The following is a 22,982-nucleotide window of genomic DNA, read 5'->3' as shown; positions in this document are numbered from 1 at the left end:
CTTATCGAAAGATAACGCGGGGTTTGTTGCATTCAGCCCCCTAAAAAATCCCCCTTGCCCTCCCGCCGCCAGCCCCTGGCTAGCGCGCCCTGCCCGCACGCCTGAATGAACTATCTTTAACTATCCTGAAACAGCTTAAGCCGCCCGCCAGGAGTAATATTCGGATACGTTTTTCCAAAGGGACTTTCACTTGGCCGTACCTCGCCCGCGCCTCGCGCCTACCGCCCGAGGCATTTCATGACCGCCCCTACACCCGACACCCAGGCACCGCTGACTGCGGCCTTGCCTGCGGCGGCGCAACGCCTACCCTGGCTGGAACGCCTGAGCAAGTACCGTCAACCGCTGGGGCTGGCCCTGACCCTGCTGCTGTTCGCCCTGGGCCTGGTCGCCTGCCGCCACCTGCTGAGCGAGCTGGACATCTATGCCCTGCACGATGCCATGCTCAGCGTGCCGAGCCAGTCGCTGCTCGGCGCTTTGCTCGCCACGGTGCTCGGCTTCGTGATCCTGCTCGGCTATGAATGGTCGGCCAGCCGCTACGCCGCGGTGCAGTTGCCGCCGCGCACCCTGGTGCTCGGTGGCTTCAGCGCATTCGCCATCGGCAATGCGATCGGCCTGTCGATGCTCTCTGGCGGCTCGGTGCGCTATCGCCTGTATGCCCGCCAGGGCCTGGGCGCCGCGGAAGTGGCGCGCATGACGGTGTTCGCCAGCTTGTCGCTGGGCTGCGCGCTGCCACCACTGGCGGCGCTGGCCACCCTCAGCGACCTGCCGGGCGCCGCCAGCGCATTGCGCCTGCCCGCCCCGCTGCTCGGCGGTATCGCCGCCGCCGTGCTGCTGGCGGCCGGGGCGCTGGTGATTGGCCTGTACCGCCGCCGCCAGCCCGAGCAGCCACTGGCCGACAGCCTGCTGGTGCAGTTCGGCCGCCGCACCCTGCGCTTGCCGGGCGCCCGCCTGAGCGCCCTGCAATTGCTGATTACCGCGCTGGATGTCGCCGCTGCCGCCACCGTGCTCTACCTGCTGCTGCCGCAGGCGCCGCCTTTCGGCGCGTTCGTGCTGGTGTACCTGCTGGCCCTGGCCGCCGGGGTGCTCAGCCATGTGCCCGGCGGCGTCGGGGTGTTCGAGGCGGTCCTGCTGGCGGCCTTCGCCAACCAGCTGGGCGCCGCGCCATTGGCGGCGGCGCTGCTGCTGTACCGGCTTATCTACGTGGTCCTGCCACTGCTGGTGGCTTGCGTGCTGCTGCTGGCCAACGAAGCCCGCCGCTTGATGGTCACCCAGCAGGCGATCCGTGCGGCCTCTGGGCTGGCCGCGCCGGTGCTGGCAATCCTCGTGTTCCTCTCTGGCGTGGTGCTGCTGTTCTCCGGGGCCACCCCTGAGATCGACAGCCGCCTGGAGCACATGGGCTTCCTGATTCCGCACCGGTTGATCGATGCCTCGCACTTCGGCGCCAGCCTGATCGGCGTGCTCTGCCTGCTGCTGGCCCAGGGCCTGCGCCGGCGCCTGTCGGCCGCCTGGCTGCTGACCACCGTGCTGCTGCTGGTCGGCGCGCTGCTGTCGCTACTCAAGGGCTTCGACTGGGAAGAGGCCAGCCTGCTGTGCTTCACCGCCGCCCTGCTGGCCCTGTTCCGCCGCTCGTTCTATCGCCCCAGCCGCCTGCTGGAACTGCCGTTCTCGCCGGTCTACCTGGTGGCCAGTGCCTGCGTGGTTGGCGCCTCGGTGTGGCTGCTGCTGTTCGCTTACCAGGACGTACCCTACACCCACAAGCTGTGGTGGCAGTTCACCCTCGATGCCGATGCGCCACGGGCCTTGCGCGCAGCGCTGGGCAGCGCGGTGCTGCTGGTGGTCGTCGCGCTGACCTGGCTGCTGCGCACCGCGCGCCCGGTGATCCACCTGCCGAGTGACGAGGAACTGCAGCGGGCCAACCGCATCCTGCTGGCCTCCGACCAGCCTGACGGCGGCCTGGCCCTGACCGGCGACAAGGCCCTGCTGTTCCACCCCAGCGACAACGCCTTCCTCATGTACGCCCGCCGTGGCCGCAGCCTGGTGGCGCTGTACGACCCGATCGGCCCGGCCCAGGAACGCGCCGAGATGATCTGGCAGTTCCGCGACCTGTGCGACCTGCACCATGCCCGCCCGGTGTTTTACCAGGTGCGTGCGGAGAACCTGCCGTTCTACATGGACATCGGCCTGACCGCGATCAAGCTCGGCGAGGAAGCGCGGGTCGACCTGCGCCGCTTCGACATCGACGCCAAGGGCAAGGAGATGAAAGACCTGCGCTACACCTGGAACCGTGGTGGCCGCGACGGCCTGGCCCTGGAGATCCACGGGCCCGGTCATGCGCCCCTGGCCGAGCTCAAGGAAATTTCCGACGCCTGGCTCAGCGGCAAGAACGTCCGCGAGAAAGGCTTCTCCCTGGGCCGCTTCAGCCCCGAGTACCTGCAGCACTTTCGCATTGCGCTGATTCGCTTCCAGGGCCGCCCGGTGGCCTTCGCCAACCTGCTGGAAACCCACAGCAACGAACTGGCCAGCCTCGACCTGATGCGCGCCCACCCCGAGGCACCGAAGCTGACCATGGAATTCATGATGGTCGGCCTGATCCTGCACTACAAGCGCCACGACTATGGCCGCTTCAGCCTGGGCATGGTGCCCCTTTCCGGCTTGCAGCCGCGCCGTGGCGCACCCTTGACCCAGCGCCTGGGCTCGATGGTGTTCCAGCGCGGCGAGCAGCTCTACAACTTCCAGGGCCTGCGGCGCTTCAAGGACAAGTTCCAGCCGGACTGGGAACCTCGCTACATGGCCGTGCCGGCCGGGCTCGACCCGCTGGTGGCACTGGCCGATACCGCCGCCCTGATCGCTGGCGGCCTGACTGGATTGGTGAAACGTTGATGATCCGACGCTATTGGCTGTATGTACTGATTCCCCTGCTGCTGGCCGCCCTGGCCGGGGCCACGGCCTTCTGGCTGTGGACCCGGCCGGCCCCCGAGGCGCGCCTGGACCACCTGACGCTGACCGATGGCAGCCCGCTGACCCGCGCCACCCCAGGTGTGCACGCCAAGGCCCGGGTGGCCATCGGCGTACCCCAGGAGCAGGCCCTGAGCGATAAACAACTGCTCGACCTCAGCCAGGCCGGCGAAGCCCAGCTGGTGCAGGTGATCCTGCCGCCTGCCGACTGCGCCAAGCAGCAGGTCGCAATGGACCAGGCCCTGGCCCAACTGGCCGACAAGCCGACCCTGGTCGCCGGTATCGGCCCAGGCGCGGCCCAGGCTTGGCGCTGGCTGGCCACCCAAAGCGACGACAAGGCGCGGGCCATCTCGGTGGACTTCACCCTCGAGCAACCCGGTTGCCAGGCCACGCTGCCCAAGGCCGCGCCCCATGGCCACTGGAACGTGGCCTGGAACGACAACCCCGACGACGCCAGCGCCGCCTTCGTGCGCGACCAGGCCAACGCCGAGACCAGCATCGCCGACTACGACATCCACCTGCCGCAGGTGCTCAAGGCCCAGCTGACCCAGGCCTTGGTCGGCCACGACGGCAATGCCCTGGCCATCCCGGTAGTAGAGGTGCCCGCCGGGCAGACCACCGACACCGTCACCCTGTTCCTGTCCGGCGACGGTGGCTGGCGCGACCTGGACCGCGACGTGGCCGGTGAAATGGCCAAGCTCGGCTTCCCGGTGGTGGGTATCGACACCCTGCGTTACTACTGGCAGCACAAGACCCCGGAGCAGAGCGCCGCCGACCTGTCCGAACTGATGCAGCACTACCGGCAGAAATGGGGCACCAAGCGGTTCGTGCTGACCGGCTATTCGTTCGGCGCCGATGTATTGCCGGCCATCTACAACCGCCTGTCCGCCGAGGATCAGAAGCGTATCGACGCGGTGATCCTGCTGGCCTTCGCCCGCAGCGGCAGCTTCGAGATCGAGGTGGAAGGCTGGCTGGGCAAGGAAGGCCAGGAGGCCCCGACCGGGCCGGAAATGGCCAAACTGCCAGCGGCCAAGGTGGTGTGCATCTATGGCGTGGAAGAGACCGACGAAAGCGGCTGCACCGACAAGACCGCGGTGGGCGAGCGCATGAAGCTGCCCGGTGGCCACCACTTCGACGAGAACTACCCAGCGCTGGCCAAGCGCCTGATCGACGAGATCGAGACGCGCCAGGGCAAGTCCAGCGTCGCTGAAAAATGATGTGAAAGCGGACCGCTGCGCGGTCCATCGCCAGCAAGGCTGGCGCCTACGGGCCCGAGGTGGGCCGCCCTGTAGGAGCCGGCCTTGCCGGCGAACGGCGGTAAAGCAGGGTCATATCTCGACCTGGGTTCCCAGCTCGATCACCCGGTTCAGCGGCAGGTTGAAGAAGCGCAGGTTGCCGTTGGCGTTCTTCAGCAGGAACGCGAACAGGTTGCCGCGCCAGCGCGACATCCCCTCCAGGCGCGAGGCGATCACCGTCTCCCGGCTGAGGAAATAGGTGGTGCGCATCGGGCTGAAATCCAGCTCGTCCAGGTGGCACAGCTTCAACGCCGCCGGCACGTCCGGCTCGTCCATGAAGCCAAAGTGCAGCAACACCCGGAAGAACCCATCGCCATAGGCCTCCACCTCGAAGCGCTCATGTTCCGGCACCCGCGGCCGGTCCTCGCTGACCACCGTCAGCAGCACCACCTGGTTGTGCAGCACCTGGTTGTGCAACATGTTGTGCAACAGCGCATGGGGTACCGCGTCGGCCCGCGCGGTGAGGAACACCGCAGTGCCCTCGACCCGGTGCGGCGGCTGCACGCGAATGCTGCCGATGAACACCGGCAGCGGCAGCGCGCCTTCGTCGATGCGCTCGACGAGGATCTGCTTGCCACGCTTCCAGGTGCTCATCAGCAGGAACAGCACCCCGCCCGCCAGTACCGGGAACGCGCCCCCCTGGACGATCTTCGGCACGTTGGCGGCGAAGAACAATCCATCCACCAGCAGGAAACCCACCAGGATCGGCACCGCCAGCAGCGGCGGCCATTTCCACAACAGCAGCATCACCGACGCCACCAGGATGGTGGTCATCAGCATGGTGCCGGTTACCGCCACGCCGTAGGCCGCCGCCAGCGCGCCGGACGACTCGAATCCGATCACCAGCAGCACCACGCCGACCATCAGCGTCCAGTTCACCGCGCCGATGTAGATCTGCCCCTGCTCGTCGCTGGAGGTGTGCTGGATCTGCATGCGCGGGATATAGCCCAGCTGGATGGCCTGGCGGGTCAGGGAGAAGGCCCCCGAGATCACCGCCTGGGAAGCGATCACCGTGGCCATGGTCGCCAACCCCACCAACGGCAGCAGTGCCCAGCCCGGCGCCAGCAGGTAGAACGGATTGCGCGCGGCCTCCGGGTTCTGCAGCAACATCGCGCCCTGGCCAAAGTAGTTGAGCACCAGCGCCGGCAGCACCAGGGCGAACCAGGCGCGGGCGATCGGCTTGCGGCCGAAGTGGCCCATGTCGGCGTACAGCGCCTCGGCGCCGGTCAGCGCCAGCACCACCGCGCCAAGGATCGCCACGCCCATGCCCGGGTGCACGATGAAGAAATTCAGCGCCCAGCCCGGGTTGAAGGCCTTGAGCACCTCGGGGCTCTGGGCGATGCCATGCACGCCCAGCGCCCCCAGCACCACGAACCAGGTGACCATGATCGGGCCGAACAGCTTGCCGATCTTCTCGGTGCCGTGTTTTTGCACCAGGAACAGCGCCACCAGCACCACCAGCGAGATCGGCACCACCCAGTGATCGATGCCGTCGAATGCCAGGCCCATGCCCTCCACTGCCGACAGCACCGACACCGCCGGGGTAATCATGCTGTCGCCATAGAACAACGAGGCCCCGACCAGGCCGCAGCCGACCATCAGCGCACGCAGCTTCGGATGACTGGCCGTGGCCCGCCGCGCCAGCGCGGTCAGCGCCATGGTGCCGCCTTCGCCCTGGTTGTCGGCGCGCAGGATGAACATCACGTACTTGAACGACACCACCCACAGCAGCGACCAGAGGATCAGCGACAGGATGCCCAGCACGCCATCGTGGTTGACCGGCACCCCGTAACCGCCGGTGAAGACTTCCTTGAGGGTATACAACGGGCTGGTGCCGATATCGCCATAGACCACCCCGACAGCTGCCACCAACAGGCTCAACGACCGTGTTGCGCCCTGCCCGCCTTCGGCGTGACTGCTTGCCTGAACCATCGACCACTCCCGCAGAAGGCCTTCTAGACCGGTTGAATTGTCTCCCGCGCCAGGGCATCCCGGATGCCCCCGCGCAACGGCGCGAAGCATAGCGCAGCGTTCGTCGTATTTCTGCTGGTAAAGCGACCTTGCGCTCGCTAGAATTGCGCACTTTTTGATCAGAGGCGCGAAAAGCGCCCACCAGGAGCGCCCCCGTCAGCGGCCGGGCGACCTGTATTCAATACCGAGGTTAGCCATGTCCACCACTCCCGCCACTCCGAAGGTCGGCTTCGTTTCTCTGGGTTGCCCCAAGGCCCTGGTCGATTCCGAGCGCATCCTCACCCAGCTGCGCATGGAAGGTTATGAAGTCGTGCCCACCTACGAGGACGCCGACGTGGTGGTGGTCAATACCTGCGGCTTCATCGACAGCGCCAAGGCCGAGTCGCTGGAAGTGATCGGCGAGGCGATCAAGGAAAACGGCAAGGTCATCGTCACCGGCTGCATGGGTGTCGAGGAAGGCAATATCCGCGACGTGCACCCCAGCGTGCTGTCGGTCAGCGGCCCGCAGCAGTACGAGCAGGTGGTCAACGCCGTGCACGAAGTGGTGCCGCCGCGCCAGGACCACAACCCGCTGATCGACCTGGTGCCGCCCCAGGGCGTCAAGCTGACCCCGCGCCACTACGCCTACCTGAAGATTTCCGAAGGCTGCAACCACAGCTGCAGCTTCTGCATCATCCCGTCGATGCGCGGCAAGCTGGTCAGCCGCCCGGTCGGTGAGGTGCTGAGCGAAGCCGAACGCCTGGTCAAGGCCGGCGTCAAGGAGATCCTGGTGATCTCCCAGGACACCAGCGCCTATGGCGTCGACGTCAAGTACAAGACCGACTTCTGGAACGGCCGCCCGGTCAAGACCCGCATGCTCGAGCTGTGCGAAGCCCTGAGCAGCCTGGGTGCCTGGGTGCGCCTGCACTATGTGTACCCGTACCCGAACGTCGACGACGTGATCCCGCTGATGGCCGCCGGCAAGATCCTGCCGTATCTGGACATCCCGTTCCAGCACGCCAGCCCCAAGGTGCTCAAGTCGATGAAGCGCCCGGCCTTCGAGGACCGTACCCTGGCGCGCATCAAGCACTGGCGCGAGCAGTGCCCAGAGCTGGTGATCCGCTCGACCTTCATCGTCGGCTTCCCCGGCGAGACCGAGGAAGACTTCCAGTACCTGCTCCACTGGCTGACCGAAGCCCAGCTCGACCGCGTCGGCTGCTTCCAGTACTCGCCGGTCGAAGGCGCCCCGGCCAACGACCTGGGCCTGGAAGAAGTGCCGGATGACGTCAAGCAGGACCGCTGGGACCGCTTCATGGCCCACCAGCAGGCGATCAGCGCCGCGCGCCTGCAACTGCGCATCGGCAAGGAGATCGAGGTGCTGATCGACGAGGTCGAGGAACAAGGTTCGGTCGGCCGCAGCTTCTACGACGCACCGGAGATCGACGGCAGCGTGTTCATCGACGGCAACCACGGCTTCAAGCCCGGCGACAAGGTGCGTTGCCGGGTGGTCGATGCCGACGAGTACGATATGTGGGCCGAGCCCATCTGAGCGATACTCGCCTGAAGATACCCCGCCCACTGGCGGGGTATTTTTTTGCATCTATGTTTTCCTCATTGGCCTTGAGGACCCATGGATGTCAACCACTGTCACGCTGCAAACGCCGCGCCTGAGCGACTACCCCGAGCTGGTTCGGGTCTGGGAAGCCTCGGTGCGCGCCACCCACGACTTCCTCCCCGACGCCTATATCCTGTTGCTGCGCGACCATGTGCTGGCGCGTTACCTGGACGCGGTGATGCTGGTCTGCGGCAAGGACCACAAGGGGCGCATCCTCGGTTTTGCCGGGGTCGCCAACGGCCGGGTCGACCTGCTCTTCGTCGCCCCGCAAGCCCGCGGCCAGGGGCTCGGCAAGCGCCTGCTGCGCCATGCGGTGGCCGAGCTCAACGCCGAGCGGCTGGATGTCAACGAACAGAACCCGCAAGCCCTGGGGTTCTACCTGCACCAAGGCTTCGAAGTGTGCGGGCGCTCGGAAACGGACGGCCTGGGGCAGCCGTACCCCCTACTGCACATGAGGTTGATTCGTACAGGATCCTGAGGTCATGGCCGAAGATGCCAGCTCCCCGCTCCGAAACGGCGGAAATGACATCGATTTGCAGCCGCGAAGCCGTCGGTGAAGGTACAATGGAGCCTTTCCCTGCCTCGTGAAACCATTGTCCATGTCCGACCCCATTCGCCTGTCCAAACGCCTCATCGAACAGCTTGGCTGCTCCCGCCGAGAGGCCGAACTGTATATCGAGGGTGGCTGGGTCACCGTCGATGGCGTGGTGGTCGAACAGCCGCAGTTCAAGGTTGCCCAGCAGCGCGTCGAGCTGCTGCCCGGCGCCCGCGCCGAGAGCCTCGAGCCGGTCACCCTGCTGCTCAACCAGCAAGCTGGCCAGGCACTCGACAGCGCCCAGGCCGGCATGACCCTGGCCAGCCTCAGCGAAGCCCACCGCGAAGGCGTGCGCGCCTTGCACGGCCACTTTGCCCGGCAGGCCTGCGTCGCCCCGCTACTCCCCGGCGCCAGCGGCCTGCAGCTGTTCACCCAGGACTGGCGGGTAACCCGCAAGCTCGACGCCGACCTGCGCCGCATGGAACAGGAATACATCGTCCAGGTCAGCGGCGAAGCCAAGCCAGGCGCCCTTGAGCGGCTGGCCCGCGGCGTCGAGCGCAAGGGCGTCGAGTTGCCCAAGGCCAAGGCCAGCTGGCAGAACGAACAACACCTGCGCATGGTCCTGAAAAACCCGCAGCCAGGGGTTATCGAGCAACTGTGCGAGACCGCCGGCCTCAAGGTCCTGGGCATGCGCCGCATCCGCCTGGGCGGGGTGTCGATGGGCAAGCTGCCGTTGGGCCAATGGCGCTACCTGGCCGCCACCGAACGTTTCTGAGGTCCGTCACCCAGCACTACCGCCAGGCAATGACTGCCATGGCACCTGAACAGGATTCGCTGCAATGAACCACAACGATGTACTGCGCAGCCTGCGCTACATGCTCAAGGCCAACGACCAGAAAATGGCCGAGATCACCGGCCTCAGCGGCCTGCAAGTCAGCGCCGAGGCCATCGCCGCCTACGTGAAGAAAGAAGAGGAACCCGGTTTCGTGCAATGCCCGGAGAAGGTCATGGCACACTTCCTCGACGGCCTGGTGATCCACCGCCGTGGCCGCGACGACAGCCGTCCAGCGCAACCGATCGAGCTACCGGTGACCAACAACACCATCCTCAAGAAGCTGCGGGTGGCCTTCGAGCTCAAGGAAGACGACCTGCACGCGGTGCTCAAGGCCGTCAACTTCCCGGTTTCCAAGCCAGAGCTCAGCGCGCTGTTCCGCAAGGTTGGCCACGACAACTACCGCCCGTGCGGCGACCAGTTGCTGCGCAACTTCCTCAAGGGCCTCACCCTGCGCGTGCGCGGCTGAGCCAGTGATGCAACACACGGTCTCGCCAGTCGGCATCCTGCGCTCCTGCTTCAAGGAGAAGTTCGCCATTCCGCGCCAGCCACAGCTGGCGCCCGCCGCCCGGGGCGTGCTGGAACTGCTGCCGCCCTTCGACCAGGGCGATGCCGTCGAAGGGCTGCAACAGGTCAGCCACGTCTGGCTGGTGTTCCTGTTCCACCAGGCGCTGGAAGACAAGCCACGGCTCAAGGTGCGCCCGCCGCGCCTGGGTGGCAACAAGAGCATGGGCGTGTTCGCCACCCGCGCGACCCACCGCCCCAATGGCATCGGCCAGTCGGTGGTACGCCTCGAAGGCGTGGAGCCCGGGCGCCTGCTGCTGTCGGGTATCGATCTGCTCGATGGCACGCCGGTGCTGGATATCAAGCCCTATGTGCCCTATGCCGATAGTGTCAGCGGGGCAGTCAACCGGATGGCCAGTGACGCACCTGCGGCGATTGCCGTCGACTGGAGCGACAGCGCCCTGCCCCAGGCACGCGAACATGCGCTGCGCCTGGGCGAACCGCTGGTCGAGCTGATCGAGCAGTGCCTGGCCCAGGATCCCCGCCCGGCCTACCAGGTCCCACCGCCCGAGCGGGTGTATGGGGTGAGGTTCTGGGATGTGCAGGTGCGCTGGCATTATCCGCAGCCGGATGTGATCCGGGTGCTGGAGGTGACACCGGAATGATCCGCTGTCGATACGGGCGCTCTCGCGGCGAAGCTGTTGTGCGGGCATAAAAAAACGCAGGCCAGGCCTGCGTTTTTCATTTCTGCCGCTCGCCTTACTTCTCGACGAACGCACGCTCGATCAGGTAGTCACCCGGCTCGCGCATGCGCGGGGAAATCTTCAGGCCGAAGCTGTCCAGCACTTCGCTGGTCTCGTCGAGCATGCTCGGGCTGCCGCAGATCATCGCGCGGTCGTCCTGCGGGTTGATCGGTGGCAGGCCGATGTCGCTGAACAGCTTGCCGCTGCGCATCAGGTCGGTCAGCCGGCCCTGGTTCTCGAACGGCTCGCGGGTCACGGTGGGGTAGTAGATCAGCTTGTCACGCACGGACTCGCCGAAGAACTCGTTCTGCGGCAGGTGCTCGGTGATGAACTCGCGGTAGGCCACTTCGTTGACGTAGCGCACGCCGTGGACCAGGATCACCTTCTCGAAACGCTCGTAGGTTTCCGGGTCCTGGATCACGCTCATGAACGGCGCCAGGCCGGTGCCGGTGCTCAGCAGGTAGAGGTGCTTGCCTGGGTTGAGGTCGTCGAGTACCAGGGTGCCGGTAGGCTTCTTGCTGATGATGATCTCATCGCCTTCCTTCAGGTGCTGCAGCTGCGAGGTCAGCGGACCGTCCGGCACCTTGATGCTGAAGAACTCCAGGTGCTCTTCCCAGTTTGGCGAAGCGATGGAGTAGGCGCGCATGAGCGGGCGGCCGCTATCCTGCTGCAGGCCGATCATCACGAACTGACCGTTCTCGAAGCGCAGGCCCGGGTCACGGGTGCACTTGAAGCTGAACAGGGTGTCGTTCCAGTGGTGCACACTGAGGACACGTTCGTGGTTCATGTTGCTCATCGATGGGGCTCCTGAAGGAAAACGCGGCGCGCGCAAGACGCGCAGTTGCGCGATAGTTTAGGGGCAGCGACAATATCTGTTAACTGAATTATCAAGATATGTGTTATCGGTTATATAGATATGCGATTTACACTTCGTCAGCTCCAGGTCTTCGTCGCTGTCGCCCAGCACCAGAGTGTGTCGCGGGCCGCTGGCGTGCTGGCCTTGTCGCAATCGGCCGCCAGCACCTCGATCACCGAACTTGAGCGCCAGTCCAGCTGCCAGCTGTTCGACCGCGCCGGCAAGCGCTTGAGCCTCAACGCCCTGGGGCATCAACTGCTGCCGCAAGCCGTCGCCCTGCTCGACCAGGCCAAGGAAATCGAGGATCTGCTCAACGGCAAGTCCGGTTTCGGCTCGCTGGCCGTCGGCGCCACCCTGACCATCGGCAACTACCTGGCCACCTTGCTGATCGGCAGCTTCATGCAGGTGCACCCGGAGAGCCAGGTGAAACTGCATGTACAAAATACTGCGCATATCGTGCAACAAGTCGCCCATTACGAAATTGACCTGGGTCTAATCGAGGGTGACTGCAACCACCCCGACCTGGAAGTGCAGCCCTGGGTGGAGGACGAACTGGTGGTGTTCTGCGCGCCGCAACATCCGCTGGCCAAGGTTGGCCATGCCAGCATCGAGCAATTGGCCCATGAGGCGTGGATCCTGCGTGAACAAGGTTCGGGCACGCGCCTGACCTTCGACCAGGCCATGCGTCATCACCGCGCCAACTTGAACATCCGCCTGGAGCTGGAGCACACCGAGGCGATCAAGCGCGCCGTGGAATCAGGCCTGGGTATCGGCTGCATCTCGCGCCTGGCATTGCGCGACGCATTTCGTCGCGGCAGCTTGGTGGCGGTGGAAACCCCGGCACTGGACCTGTCGCGGCAGTTCTACTTCATCTGGCACAAACAGAAGTACCAGACCTCGGCCATGCGCGAGTTTCTCGAGTTGTGCCGCAGCTTCACCGCGGGCGTGCGCCGCAGCGACGAAATCGTCCTGCCGCCAATCGCCTGAAGCTCAGCCGAGCAGGATCACGCCCCAGACCAGCGCGACCATGGTCATTGCCACCAACTGCGCGGCGCTGCCCATGTCCTTGGCGTTCTTCGACAGCGGGTGGCGGTCCAGGGAGATACGGTCGATGGCCGCCTCCACCGCCGAGTTGAGCAGTTCGACGATCAGCCCCAGCAGGCACACGGCGATCAGGATCGCCCGCTCGCCGCGACTGACCGGCAACCAGAACGCGATCGGGATCAGCAGCACATTGAGCAGCACCAGCTGGCGGAAAGCCGCCTCGCCCTTGAAGGCGGTGCGCAGGCCGTCGAACGAGTAGCCCGCGGCATTGACGATACGTTTGAGGCCGGTCTGGCCTTTGAATGGCGACATGCGTGTGTGTGTCACTTCACCGATAAAAAGGCCAGCAGACTAGACCAGTCGGGGTCAAAAAAGCGTGAAGCTGCGGCCCTCAGGAGGCCGAAACCGATTCGAGTTGTTGCAACAGCAGCGCCGCCTGGGTGCGGGTGCGCACGCCCAGCTTGCGGAAGATCGCCGTCACATGGGCCTTGATGGTCGCTTCCGAGACGCTCAGCTCGTAGGCGATCTGCTTGTTCAACAAGCCCTCGCAGACCATGGTCAGCACGCGGAACTGTTGCGGGGTGAGGCTGGCCAGCCCTTCGCTGGCGGCCTTGGCCTCGGCCGACACGTCGACTTTCTCGAACGCCTGGGGCGGCCACCAGACGTCACCGTCGAGTACGTTGCGCACCGCTTCCTGAATTTTGCTCAGCTCGCTGGACTTGGGAATGAAGCCGCTGGCGCCGAATTCGCGGGATTTCACCACCACCGATGCTTCCTCCTGCGCCGACACCATCACCACCGGGATCTGCGGATACTGGCCGCGCAACAGGACCAGGCCGGAGAAGCCGTAGGCACCTGGCATGTTCAGGTCCAGCAGGACCAGGTCCCAGTCGGCCTTTTCAGCGAGACTGGCTTCCAGTTCGGCGATGCTCGCCACTTCCACCAGGCGCACGTCCGGGCCCAGGCCGAGGGTAACGGCCTGGCGCAGGGCACTGCGAAACAGCGGGTGGTCATCGGCAATCAGGATTTCGTATGTGGCCATCGATCTATGGATCCTGTTCTGTGCCGGGCGCTTGGGGTACGGGCGCGCCTGGCAGGCAACTCATGGCGCGAACGGCAGGGCCGCCGGCCGGGAGGGCACGGCGAAGTCCGAGGTAATAGCAGCTTCGTCGTGCCTGAAGCGGCGCCAAGGATGCCGAGCACGAACCGGGTGGTCAAGCCGGTCGACTCCGCCCACCCTGGCTGCCAGCCCCGACAGTATGAACCAAACCGCCGGGCCTGCCCCTTGGACTATAGGAAGGTATGCAAACGCTGATGCACTTCATCCTGCGCATCCAGGGCCAGGCGCCGTTTGCCGCTGAGGTAGTGCAGGCTGAACACATCCAGGTAGGCGTCCAACGCCTGGGAGGCCTGGCTGTCGCCGGCCAAGTCCAGGCACATGGCGGCCACCTCGGCGGTGCAGAAGTGGTCATCGCGCTTGGAGCGGCGCAGGCGATAGCGCGACATCTGCTCGGCCTGCAGGCTCAGCACCGGAAAACGGTCCAGGTACGGGCTCTTGCGGAACATCTTGCGCGCCTCGGTCCAGGTGGCATCGAGCAGGATGAACAGCGGGCGCTTGCCCGGCTCGCGCGTCACCTCGCTGACCACCCGCTCCTGGGCGACGAATTCGCCGGGAAAGACGATGAAGGGTTGCCACTGCGGGTCGTCGAGCAGCGCCAGCAGACGCTCGTCCACCGCGGTACGCAGCCAGCCGAAGGCCGAGGTGTCCTCGATCAGGTCGGCAATCAGCCAGCCGGTGTTGGTCGGCTTCAACGGCTCGGTGTCATGCATCAACAGGCACACGCCGGCCTCGGCCTGGACCTTGGGTTTCCAGGCGCACAGGCAATGGCTGGCGATCACTCGGCAATCCGGGCAACGCTCGGCGCGCGAGCCACGGGCAATGAATGGCTTGTTGCTGCGGGCCAGGCGTTCGGCGCGCAAGCGTGCTACCGCGTGGCTCATGGCAGCAGGCCTTGCAAGGAAGATGGGCGGGGCACGGCGATAACTCGGTGAAAACAAAGGCGCAGTCTACCAGAGCATGCGTCATTTGCCGTGCAGCCTGGCCAATGGCTCCTTTATAATCCCAGGCCCTGGCGGCCTGGAAACCCTGCGGTTTCATGGAACGCCGCCCGCCGGCGCCGGTCAAAGCGCCAGTCATCGAACCAGGAGAGATTCATGCTGCGTTTTATCGCCCCGACCCTGAGCCTGCTGCTCGCCCTGCCCCTGGCCGCCCAGGCCGCCTCCAAGCAGGAGTACGAGCTGACCCAGATGCTGCAGAAGGTCGCCAAGGAAAGCAGCGTCGGCACCCCCCGGGCCATCAACGAAGACATCCTTGACCAAGGCTATACCGTCGAAGGCAAGGCCCTGATCAACCACCTGAGCGTGCGCCAGGAGCATGCCGCGCGCATGCAGGCCAACCCCGCGCAGGTGCGCAGCCAGCTGGGCGACAGCGTGTGCCGCAACAATGGTTATCGCCAGCTGATGTCCAAGGGCGCCGTGATGGTCTACCGCTTCAGCGTCTACAAGACCAACCAACCGGTCATGGACCAGGCCTTCGACGCCGCCAGCTGCATGGCCGGCAACAAGAAGAAGTGATTTCAGGCCACCTGGTCGTCGTCACTGGCGCGCCGTTGCTCATCTTCGGCGCGTAGCTCGGCCAGCAAGGCCTGCAAGTAGCGCGAATGCCGCTCGTGGCCTTGCAGGCGGCGTAGGCATTCATCCTCCAGGCTCAGGCAATGGGCCTGCGCCTCTCGTTCGAGCAGCTGCAACAGCTGCCCATCCACCTCCAGCACCAATCGATGCATACCGCCACCTCCCTGCACCGTGCGCCTGGTCGCCTCCAGTAAACCAAAGCCGCGCAAAGGCTGGATCCGATCTGACAGGCGGCACGAAGCCGCGCCAGCGTCTAGATTGATAACGAGTGTCCATAACAACGACAACGCGATGGAACTGCCACTGCAACATGGCCTTGAAGGCCTACTGCAACGCTCGGGGCGTACACTCGAGCCACAGCAGCCAGCGACACACGCAGTGTCGCGGCCGGGACCTGCCATCGACCCGGTCAGAGGTTTTGCTGCAGAAGGAGACGTTGAATGCCTTACCAACCGAACGAGCTGTTGTTCAACCACTTCCATGATCATGGCATCGACCTGGCGCATATCGACCAGCAACTGCAACTGGTCGCACCGAACAGCCCTAACCTGCCCCTGTACCGCGACATGATGCTGACCGTCCTGCGCATGGCGCACGACGACCGCAACCGCTGGAACGCCAAGATCACCCTGCAGGCACTGCGTGAACTGGACCATGCGTTCCGCATCCTGGAGCGCTACAAGGGGCGACGCAAGGTCACCGTGTTCGGCTCGGCGCGCACCCCGCTGGAGCACCCGATGTATGCCCTGGCCCGGGAGCTGGGGGCTACCCTGGCCCGCTCGGAGCTGATGGTCATCACCGGCGCCGGCGGCGGCATCATGGCCGCTGCCCATGAGGGCGCGGGCAGCGACCATAGCCTGGGCTTCAACATCACCCTGCCCTTCGAGCAACACGCCAATGCCACGGTGGATGGCACCGACAAGCTGCTGCCGTTCCACTTCTTCTTCATTCGCAAGCTGTTCTTCGTCAAGGAGGCCGACGCGCTGGTGCTGTGCCCGGGTGGTTTCGGCACCCTCGACGAGGCCTTGGAGGTGCTGACCCTGATCCAGACCGGCAAGAGCCCGCTGGTGCCAGTGGTGCTGCTCGACTCGCCCGGCGGCAGCTTCTGGCGCGACGCGCTGGATTTCATCAGCCGCCAGCTCGAGGAAAACCGCTACATCCTGCCCAGTGACCTGAAACTGGTGCGCCTGGTGCACAGTGCCGACGAGGCGGTGGAGGAAATCAACCAGTTCTATAGCAACTACCACTCCAGCCGCTGGCTGAAGAACCAGTTCGTGATCCGCATGCATCACCCACTCAGTGAAGCCGCCTTGCATGACGTGGAGGAAGGCTTTGCCGACTTGCGCCTGAGCGGCAGGTACCACCAGCAGCCCGACAGCGGCGCCGAGCACGAGCAAGGCGACTTCAGCCACCTGACACGCCTGACGTTCGCCTTCAATGGCCGCGACCAAGGGCGCCTGCGAGAACTGGTGGACTTCATCAACCTGTCGGAAAACTGGGCCAAGCCCCAGCCCATGCGTACCACCCAGCGCGCCCGGGATGCCTTGCGCGTGAGCTGAAACGCAACAAGGCCTATGGGCTGGCTCGTGCTCGAGCCAGCCCATAGGCCTTTAGTAATCGTCGAGATCGCGCCCGCTGAGCAGCCGGCCGATCATGTCCATGGCAAATCCACGGTAGGCGAGAAATCGCGTTTGCTGTGCCCGGCTACGCGGGTCTTGAGGCCGCTGCCCGGCAAACTTGCGCTGCCAGACATCCCGTAACTGCGCCGCCCAGTCCACCTCGCTGTCGCGCAGGGCCTGGTCAATGTCGCCACGGTTCAAGCCCCGCTGGCCAAGCTCCTCGCGAATACGCGCAGGGCCGTAACCGGCGTTGGAGCGGTAACGGATGAAGCTTTCGAGATAACGGGCCTCACTGAGCAGTCCTTCTTCGGCAAGCCGATCGAGCGCGGGCTCGATCAGCTCATCCGGCGCGCCACGCTGACGCAGTTTGCGTGTCAGTTCGACGCGACCATGCTCGCGGCGCGCGAGCAGGTCCATGGCTGTCCGCCGAACGGCGACGGGGGTGTCGAGTACGACGGACATGGGGTCAATCAGTAACCGGCGTCGGCGTCGGCCAGGTCGTCGGCATCGGCCTCGGCAGCAGCAGCCTTGGCAGCAGCAGCCACGGCACCCGAGGTCAGCAGCTTCTCGCGGATCTGCTTCTCGATCTCGGTGCCGATGGCCGGGTTCTCTTGCAGGTACTTGGCAGCGTTGGCCTTGCCCTGGCCGATCTTGTTGCCCTGGTAGCTGTACCAGGCACCGGATTTTTCCACCAGGCCCTGGGAAACGCCCAGGTCGATGATTTCGCCGTTGCGGTAGATACCCTTGCCGTACAGGATCTGGAACTCAGCCTGACGGAACGGCGGCGAGACCTTGTTCTTGACGATCTTGACGCGGGTTTCGCTGCCGACCACCTCGTCGCCTTCCTTGACCGCGCCGGTACGGCGGATGTCCAGGCGCACCGAGGCGTAGAACTTCAGGGCGTTACCACCGGTGGTGGTTTCCGGGCTGCCGAACATCACGCCGATCTTCATACGGATCTGGTTGATGAAGATGACCAGGCAGTTGGCGTTCTTGATGTTACCGGTGATCTTGCGCAGCGCCTGGGACATCAGGCGGGCCTGCAGGCCAACGTGCATGTCGCCCATCTCGCCTTCGATCTCGGCCTTGGGTACCAGGGCTGCCACGGAGTCGACGATGATCACGTCGACCGCGTTGGAACGCACCAGCATGTCGGTGATTTCCAGGGCCTGTTCGCCGGTATCCGGCTGCGAGACCAGCAGGTCGTCGACGTTGACACCCAGCTTGCCGGCGTATTCGGGGTCGAGGGCGTGTTCGGCGTCGACGAAGGCGCAGGTGGCGCCGTTCTTCTGGGCTTCGGCGATGACCGAGAGGGTCAGCGTGGTTTTACCCGAGGATTCCGGGCCATAGATCTCGACGATACGGCCCTTCGGCAGGCCGCCAATACCCAGGGCGATGTCCAGGCCCAGGGAACCGGTGGAGATGGCAGGGATGGCCTGGCGCTCGTGGTCGCCCATGCGCATGACCGCGCCCTTGCCGAATTGGCGTTCGATTTGACCCAGGGCCGCAGCCAAGGCGCGCTTCTTGTTGTCGTCCATTGAAATCCTCACGTGATCGACTTGGCCCTGGGGCCGGAACAACTGTATAAGTAGCCAGTATTATTCCACAGGGATTCGTTTCCGCAAACCCCCGTCGAGTGAATTACTCCGCGCCAAGCTGTAACAAGCCGTCTAACGCGGCGATCACCGTCTGTCGGCGCACCGCCTCGCGGTCGCCGTCGAAGTGGCGCCGCTCGCTGCTCACGTGATTGCCGTCGGCCCAGGCCAGCCACACCGTGCCCACCGGTTTGGCCGGCGAGCCGCCATCCGGCCCGGCCACGCCGCTCACCGCCACGGCAAAGCGCGCCCCGCTGGCGGCCTGGGCGCCACGGACCATGGCCTCGACCACCTCCTGGCTAACCGCGCCAACCTGGGCGAACAAGGGCTCGGGGACGCCAAGCTGGCGGGTCTTCTGGGCATTGGAATAGGTGACATAGCCGGCCTCGAACCAGGCCGAGCTGCCGGGAATACGGGTGATGGCCTCGGCGATGCCGCCGCCGGTGCAGGATTCGGCGGTGCTCACCTGGGCGTTGAAACGCCGCAGGTGTTCGCCCAGGCGCGTGGAAAGTACGGTGATCGGGTCCATGGCGAGCTCCTGGCAAGACAGCGCCCTACCCTACCATTCCCCAGTGGGCTGGCAAGTGCTCAATGGGCCAGGCTACGCACGTACTCCTGGCAGGCCCGCAACGCGATCAATCCACGGTCGCCGTCGTCGGTGATGCTGATAATTCGTCGAGCATGCGCCGGGTCAAGTCGGGCGCGTACGGGGCCATGATCCACGCTGCCGGTGCCGGCGGCGGCAGGCACTGCGGCGCCACTGGCGTCGCGTTCGACCAGGACCGACAGGCGCAGATCGGCAGTAGCAAGGCGATCGCGCAGGCGTGCTTGAGCGTGTTGGGCATCGGTGAGTTCCTGGTAATGTTTCGATTCACTGTCGCGCAGGCGTTGTTCGAGGCCCTGGCGTTGCTCGCGTTCGGCCAGCAGCAGCGCGTACAAGGCCTTGGCCTGGTCCAGGCGCTGCTGCACCAGCGCCTGCTCCTGCACCGCCAGCTGGCGCCCATGGCGCCAGCCCTGGGCCTGCCAGGCCGCGGCGGCGCTCATTGCCATCAGCAGCAAGCACAGCGCCGCCTGCCAGCGGCTCAACACAGCACCTCGCGGGCCCGTGCCCACAGTGCCGTGCGTTCGCTCAGGCCATTGAGACCACCATTGATATGCCGGGTGATGCGATTGAACTCGCCCTGGTCGGCCAGGGCATTGAGCCCGCGCGAATGCCAGAACCAGGCTGCCGACTCGCAGGCCCAGCGGGGTTGCTCAAGCATCTGCGGCTGCGCCAGCAGGCGCTCGTCACCGAACAGCGCGCGGCTGCACGCCTGGTAGTTGTTGCGCCCGGTCAACTGGATCAGGCCACGGCCGCAGTACAGCTGGCCGTCGCCATCGGCCTGCGGCGTGTTGCCCAGGCGCAGGGCCAGGCTGCCGGTGTCGTAGCGCGCCAGGTACTGGTCGCTGCCCAGCTCCTTGACGTAGCGCAGTTGGCCGGACTCATGGCCGACCTGGGCCAGGAAAGCAGCGATGCGCTTGGGATGGTCGATTTCCCAATTGGCCATCGCCGTGTTGAGCGCTGGCAGGAAAGTCGCGGCGCGCTGGCCGGCGAGTGGGTAGATCTGGCGAAGCTGCTGTTCAGTGAGCGGCATCGATACATTCTCCATGGCTGTCTGATCGAAGGGCGGCGCAGGCCGCCGGAGGTTCGCTCACAGGCGATGGCTCGAAGCGCGTGGCTTTCACATGGTTCAAGGTGCGGCAACGGCCGCACTTGATCTGGAGCTCGGAAACCGGGGTAATACGGGCCAACAGCTTGTGGCACTGGCCGCAGCGTAAGTCGATGAACATGAAGATAGTCCTGGTGGTGAAGCGGCCAGGAACTCCCGGCATGCGGAAAAATGAACGCGATTCAGCGCAAGAGCAGCACATGACGATCGCCCCAGGCGGACCACAGCATCAGGCTCGCGCCTACCAGACCCAGAAAGACTCCAAACCCGGTCATGAAATCCGAGTGCCGGTTGTGCCAGCTAACGACCTTCCAATAGAGCCGCTCGTCAAAAAGGACCTTGCCATCCAAGGCGACCACCTCGCGAACCATGCTGTGCTCAGCCCCTACTTCGACCGTCAGCATCACCTTCTTCGCGATGCGCAAGCCTGCGCCCTCATACCCCTCGCGGTAGCTGAAAACCTCCTGGTGACGTGCGTCCAGGCTCCTGCGGGGTGTTATCACGATGGATCGGACCGTTTTGTCCAATGGCCTGCCCGTTCGCATACACCCCAAGCAGCGTGGCGTGTGGCATGTGAGCCGCCTTGATACGCGCCCAGCATTCGGCAAGAACGCCCCAGCGCGGACGGGCACGCAATTCTGCCTCGCAATCCTCGCCTTCATCGCGCCGGGTCCCGGCAATGAAACTGTGCCAGCAAGGGCGCTCGAGGGGGCCGTAGGACTGCGACCAGCCGTATTGCCAAATTGCCCCACTGAGCAACTCGCCAAGCTGGCGTTGCTCCTCGGCACTGATCGCGTTGTCGATCACGCAAATATCACGGTAAGCGAGTACTGCAGACATCCTTTCTGCCCTCCAGGGTCGGGCTCGTCGATTGAGCGACGACTATAGAAGTGGCGTTCACCGACAGGCACCGGGAAACGCTCTCCCGGAGCGCCTCAGGCCTTGCACAACCCCGTGCGGCGCGCGGCGGCGCCCTTGGCGCGGGCCTTGCCCTCGCGGCCGCCGTTGCATTGCAAGGTGGTGCGCCAGCCACTGCTGGTGAACACCTGCTCCACCGACTCGACCAGGTAGGTGCCATCGAGCCCAGGGAGAAAACCGCTCACCTCGATACTGCGCTCGGCGAACAGGTCGGTACGCCCGGGCAGGTCCAGGCGCACGCTGGCGGTATCGCGGTTGAAACTGGCCAGGCGCGCTTTGGCGGCCTGTTCGGCGGCGGCGCGACTGGGGTACAGGTGGCGGTCGGTGTACACCGGCTGCAGGCCGCTCGGGGCGTCGCGGTTTTCCAGCTCCACCGTTTGCAGGCGCCCACTGGCGCTGTCCTGGTGGCGAGCCCTGACCGCCTTGTGGGTGCTCTTGTCGGCCAGGCGGAACTGCCACTGGCTGACATCGCTGCGGGCGATGCTCACCACGCCCAGGGGCTTGCCACTGGCGCTCAGCCCGCCCTGGCGCGGCAGCACCAGCAGTTGGCCGTTGGCCAGCTTGGCGGTGCAATCGTGCAGGCGCGCCAGGCGGGTGACGAAGTTGAAGTCCGACTCGCTGTACTGGTCGACCCGCGGGATCTGCGCAGTCACCGGGCACACCGCCTGCCAGCCGTTGCGGGCGGCGATCTCGGCGACGATGCGTTGCAGCGTCACCTGCTCCCAGCTCCCGCTGCGGATGCTCTTGCCACTGCCGCGCAGGTCGCTGGCCTTGCCGCGAATCACCAGGGTGTCGGGCGGGCCGGACAGCTCCACCTCGTCCACGGTATAGCGACCCAGGCGGCTCAAGGGTTGACCGGCGTATCCCAGGTGCACCTCGAGCGCTGCGCCGCGCGCCGGCAGCGCCAAGGCACCGTCGCGGGCATCGAGGCGTAGTTCGAATTCGTCCGACTCCAGGCCGGGTTTATCGGTGGTGCGCAGCAGCAACAGACGGTCGTTGATCAACGTGGTGATGTCGTGGCCGTCCGCGGTGATGCGAAATTGGGGCTGCATGGTCAGGCCTCAGGGCATGGATGTGAAGGGAGGGCGTGATCAATCCCACAACTGCAGGCTGCTGCTTGTCGCCACGGACAGCTCCGGCAAAACGATCCTCACCCCGGCGCGAAACGGCTGGGCCTCGTCCGCCAGGCCCTGGTTGGCAGCCAGCAGCGCTTCGAGCGTGCCGCCCAGATGCCCGTAGTAGTGCTGGCAGAGGGTGTCGAGCAGATCGCCCTCAGACGTTGTGCAGATCCGGGCCATAGCTGACGAACTCCAGTGAGAAACCTTGTTTGCGAGGGATGCCGCCGGCCAGCAGCATGCTTTGCTCTTCCTCGATGCTGGTCAGGCACCAGGTGCCGAGCACCTCGCCGTAACCTGTGGTCAAGGACAACGGCAGCAACTGCCGGCCGATGCTGCGCAGGGTCTGCAACTGACCGATACCGCCCTTGAAACCGGGGAAGATCGCACCACGCAAGGTGATGCTCTCCTCGCCCAGGCTGACCGCCTGTTGAGCGTTTTCACGGCTCAGGCGCTCCTGCCCGGCCCAACGAAAACGCGTCTGCCGACGCAGTTGGTCGAAGGCGGCGGTGTCGAGGTTGAAGTAGTACGGCGCGCTGCCGGCCTTGAGCGGCTGCAGCACCAGCAGGTGGGGAAACGGCTTGACCGCTTCGGGTGCGGGGGTCGCCTCGGGCGCGAAGCCCAGGGTCGACAGCACGCCATTGACGGCCGAGCGCACCTCCCCCGCCACCCGGCGGATCGCCGCACCGGCCTTGGCCACGTGCCCGGCAACGGCGTCGATGCGCTCACGCACCTGGCGCACCACGCCGAGCGCCTGGTCGTACTTGGAAAGCACCTTGGCAACCCGCGCCTGGGCCGAGGCAATCGCCCGCATGGTGCGCTGTAGTTTGGCGCCGATGAGCGGGCCGACCACAGGCAGGCCCTCCAGCTCGGCCACCGCGCCCTGCACGTGGCCGATCGCCTCGTTCATCGGCTCGAGCATGGCGTCGGCACGCCGACGCCCTGCTTCGCCCGCCTTGACCAGGGCGTGCAGCGTGGCTTGCAGCTGCTCCAGATAGGTCATGCT

The 22,982-nt window shown here is 65.4% G+C and carries 27 protein-coding genes; 10 read left to right on the top strand and 17 right to left on the bottom strand.

Going from position 1 to position 22,982, the window contains the following annotated elements; translation table 11 throughout:
- Positions 1–237 precede the first annotated feature (237 nt).
- Entirely contained in the window at positions 238–2,880 is a 2,643-nt protein-coding gene (gene mprF, locus NJG22_RS12545; protein WP_253094900.1) for a bifunctional lysylphosphatidylglycerol flippase/synthetase MprF, read from the top strand.
- Positions 2,880–4,172, top strand: coding sequence for an AcvB/VirJ family lysyl-phosphatidylglycerol hydrolase (locus NJG22_RS12540; protein WP_253094899.1), 1,293 nt, complete (start codon positions 2,880–2,882; stop codon positions 4,170–4,172). Before mprF ends, NJG22_RS12540 begins: the two co-directional genes overlap by 1 nt.
- 111 nt (positions 4,173–4,283) lie before the next feature.
- Here NJG22_RS12540 and NJG22_RS12535 read toward each other — a convergent pair whose 3' ends face one another.
- Positions 4,284–6,182, bottom strand: coding sequence for a potassium transporter Kup (locus NJG22_RS12535; protein WP_217849407.1), 1,899 nt, complete (start codon positions 6,180–6,182; stop codon positions 4,284–4,286).
- A 235-nt stretch (positions 6,183–6,417) separates the two neighbouring features.
- Between NJG22_RS12535 and rimO the strand changes: the two genes are divergently transcribed.
- From rimO to tsaA, 5 genes are all read left to right on the top strand, one after another.
- Positions 6,418–7,749, top strand: a complete 1,332-nt coding sequence (gene rimO, locus NJG22_RS12530) for a 30S ribosomal protein S12 methylthiotransferase RimO (protein WP_253094898.1) — start codon at positions 6,418–6,420, stop codon at positions 7,747–7,749.
- 85 nt (positions 7,750–7,834) lie between these two features.
- Positions 7,835–8,293, top strand: a complete 459-nt coding sequence (locus NJG22_RS12525) for a GNAT family N-acetyltransferase (RefSeq protein WP_253094897.1) — start codon at positions 7,835–7,837, stop codon at positions 8,291–8,293.
- Positions 8,294–8,414: 121 nt separating this feature from the next.
- Complete coding sequence (locus NJG22_RS12520) at positions 8,415–9,125, top strand: rRNA pseudouridine synthase (protein ID WP_253094896.1); 711 nt, start codon at positions 8,415–8,417, stop codon at positions 9,123–9,125.
- A 64-nt stretch (positions 9,126–9,189) separates the two neighbouring features.
- A complete protein-coding gene (locus tag NJG22_RS12515; RefSeq protein ID WP_253094895.1) occupies positions 9,190–9,651 on the top strand; it encodes a DUF1456 family protein in 462 nt (153 codons plus the stop codon).
- 7 nt (positions 9,652–9,658) lie between these two features.
- Positions 9,659–10,351, top strand: coding sequence for a tRNA (N6-threonylcarbamoyladenosine(37)-N6)-methyltransferase TrmO (tsaA, locus tag NJG22_RS12510; protein WP_253094893.1), 693 nt, complete (start codon positions 9,659–9,661; stop codon positions 10,349–10,351).
- Between the two features lie 94 nt (positions 10,352–10,445).
- Here the strand turns inward: tsaA and fpr are convergent, their stop codons facing one another.
- On the bottom strand, positions 10,446–11,225 hold the full coding sequence (fpr, locus tag NJG22_RS12505; RefSeq protein ID WP_011535180.1) for a ferredoxin-NADP reductase: 780 nt from the start codon (positions 11,223–11,225) through the stop codon (positions 10,446–10,448).
- Positions 11,226–11,345: 120 nt separating this feature from the next.
- Between fpr and NJG22_RS12500 the strand changes: the two genes are divergently transcribed.
- Positions 11,346–12,272 carry a LysR family transcriptional regulator gene (locus NJG22_RS12500; protein ID WP_253094891.1) on the top strand — a complete coding sequence of 309 codons (927 nt, stop codon included), beginning with the start codon at positions 11,346–11,348 and terminating at the stop codon, positions 12,270–12,272.
- 3 nt (positions 12,273–12,275) lie between these two features.
- On the opposite strand, the gene NJG22_RS12495 is transcribed toward NJG22_RS12500, so the two are convergent.
- The 3 genes from NJG22_RS12495 to NJG22_RS12485 form a co-directional block, all read right to left on the bottom strand.
- Positions 12,276–12,641: a diacylglycerol kinase gene (locus tag NJG22_RS12495; RefSeq protein WP_134689470.1), complete on the bottom strand. Its 366-nt coding sequence runs from the start codon at positions 12,639–12,641 to the stop codon at positions 12,276–12,278.
- A gap of 79 nt (positions 12,642–12,720) precedes the next feature.
- Entirely contained in the window at positions 12,721–13,371 is a 651-nt protein-coding gene (erdR, locus tag NJG22_RS12490) for a response regulator transcription factor ErdR (protein ID WP_217849421.1), read from the bottom strand.
- A 248-nt stretch (positions 13,372–13,619) separates the two neighbouring features.
- The gene (locus tag NJG22_RS12485) at positions 13,620–14,330 is read right to left on the bottom strand and encodes a tRNA-uridine aminocarboxypropyltransferase (protein WP_253094889.1); all 711 of its coding nucleotides are present in this window, start codon (positions 14,328–14,330) and stop codon (positions 13,620–13,622) included.
- A 213-nt stretch (positions 14,331–14,543) separates the two neighbouring features.
- Here NJG22_RS12485 and NJG22_RS12480 point away from each other — a divergent pair, with 213 nt between their 5' ends.
- Positions 14,544–14,963, top strand: coding sequence for a quorum-sensing-regulated virulence factor family protein (locus tag NJG22_RS12480; RefSeq protein ID WP_253094887.1), 420 nt, complete (start codon positions 14,544–14,546; stop codon positions 14,961–14,963).
- A 2-nt stretch (positions 14,964–14,965) separates the two neighbouring features.
- Here NJG22_RS12480 and NJG22_RS12475 read toward each other — a convergent pair whose 3' ends face one another.
- Complete coding sequence (locus NJG22_RS12475; protein ID WP_253094885.1) at positions 14,966–15,172, bottom strand: hypothetical protein; 207 nt, start codon at positions 15,170–15,172, stop codon at positions 14,966–14,968.
- Positions 15,173–15,460: 288 nt separating this feature from the next.
- Between NJG22_RS12475 and NJG22_RS12470 the strand changes: the two genes are divergently transcribed.
- Positions 15,461–16,579, top strand: coding sequence for an LOG family protein (locus NJG22_RS12470; protein WP_253094884.1), 1,119 nt, complete (start codon positions 15,461–15,463; stop codon positions 16,577–16,579).
- A gap of 51 nt (positions 16,580–16,630) precedes the next feature.
- On the opposite strand, the gene recX is transcribed toward NJG22_RS12470, so the two are convergent.
- The 11 genes from recX to NJG22_RS12415 all read right to left on the bottom strand — a co-directional run bounded on the left by recX (position 16,631) and on the right by NJG22_RS12415 (position 22,979).
- Complete coding sequence (gene recX, locus NJG22_RS12465; protein ID WP_253094883.1) at positions 16,631–17,101, bottom strand: recombination regulator RecX; 471 nt, start codon at positions 17,099–17,101, stop codon at positions 16,631–16,633.
- Between the two features lie 8 nt (positions 17,102–17,109).
- Complete coding sequence (gene recA, locus NJG22_RS12460) at positions 17,110–18,177, bottom strand: recombinase RecA (protein ID WP_217849431.1); 1,068 nt, start codon at positions 18,175–18,177, stop codon at positions 17,110–17,112.
- A gap of 103 nt (positions 18,178–18,280) precedes the next feature.
- Positions 18,281–18,763 carry a nicotinamide-nucleotide amidohydrolase family protein gene (locus tag NJG22_RS12455; protein WP_253094882.1) on the bottom strand — a complete coding sequence of 161 codons (483 nt, stop codon included), beginning with the start codon at positions 18,761–18,763 and terminating at the stop codon, positions 18,281–18,283.
- Positions 18,764–18,822: 59 nt separating this feature from the next.
- Positions 18,823–19,284, bottom strand: coding sequence for a lysis system i-spanin subunit Rz (locus NJG22_RS12450; protein ID WP_253094974.1), 462 nt, complete (start codon positions 19,282–19,284; stop codon positions 18,823–18,825).
- 32 nt (positions 19,285–19,316) lie between these two features.
- A complete protein-coding gene (locus NJG22_RS12445; protein ID WP_253094881.1) occupies positions 19,317–19,868 on the bottom strand; it encodes a glycoside hydrolase family 19 protein in 552 nt (183 codons plus the stop codon).
- A complete protein-coding gene (locus NJG22_RS12440) occupies positions 19,855–20,064 on the bottom strand; it encodes a Com family DNA-binding transcriptional regulator (protein ID WP_217849437.1) in 210 nt (69 codons plus the stop codon). The genes NJG22_RS12445 and NJG22_RS12440 overlap by 14 nt, the downstream gene beginning before the upstream one ends.
- 61 nt (positions 20,065–20,125) lie before the next feature.
- Positions 20,126–20,368 (bottom strand): hypothetical protein, encoded by a 243-nt coding sequence (locus NJG22_RS12435; RefSeq protein WP_253094880.1) that lies wholly within the window; start codon positions 20,366–20,368, stop codon positions 20,126–20,128.
- Between the two features lie 10 nt (positions 20,369–20,378).
- Positions 20,379–20,783, bottom strand: coding sequence for a hypothetical protein (locus tag NJG22_RS12430; protein WP_253094879.1), 405 nt, complete (start codon positions 20,781–20,783; stop codon positions 20,379–20,381).
- Between the two features lie 95 nt (positions 20,784–20,878).
- Positions 20,879–21,913: a contractile injection system protein, VgrG/Pvc8 family gene (locus NJG22_RS12425; RefSeq protein ID WP_253094878.1), complete on the bottom strand. Its 1,035-nt coding sequence runs from the start codon at positions 21,911–21,913 to the stop codon at positions 20,879–20,881.
- Between the two features lie 39 nt (positions 21,914–21,952).
- The gene (locus NJG22_RS12420) at positions 21,953–22,159 is read right to left on the bottom strand and encodes a tail protein X (protein WP_253094876.1); all 207 of its coding nucleotides are present in this window, start codon (positions 22,157–22,159) and stop codon (positions 21,953–21,955) included.
- Entirely contained in the window at positions 22,134–22,979 is an 846-nt protein-coding gene (locus NJG22_RS12415; RefSeq protein WP_253094875.1) for a phage tail protein, read from the bottom strand. The genes NJG22_RS12420 and NJG22_RS12415 overlap by 26 nt, the downstream gene beginning before the upstream one ends.
- Between the last annotated feature and the right edge of the window lie 3 nt (positions 22,980–22,982).

This window comes from Pseudomonas sp. VA159-2 (genome assembly GCF_024126635.1).
Lineage (GTDB): Bacteria > Pseudomonadota > Gammaproteobacteria > Pseudomonadales > Pseudomonadaceae > Aquipseudomonas > Aquipseudomonas muyukensis.
This window is presented reverse-complemented; position numbering and strand designations above follow the sequence as displayed.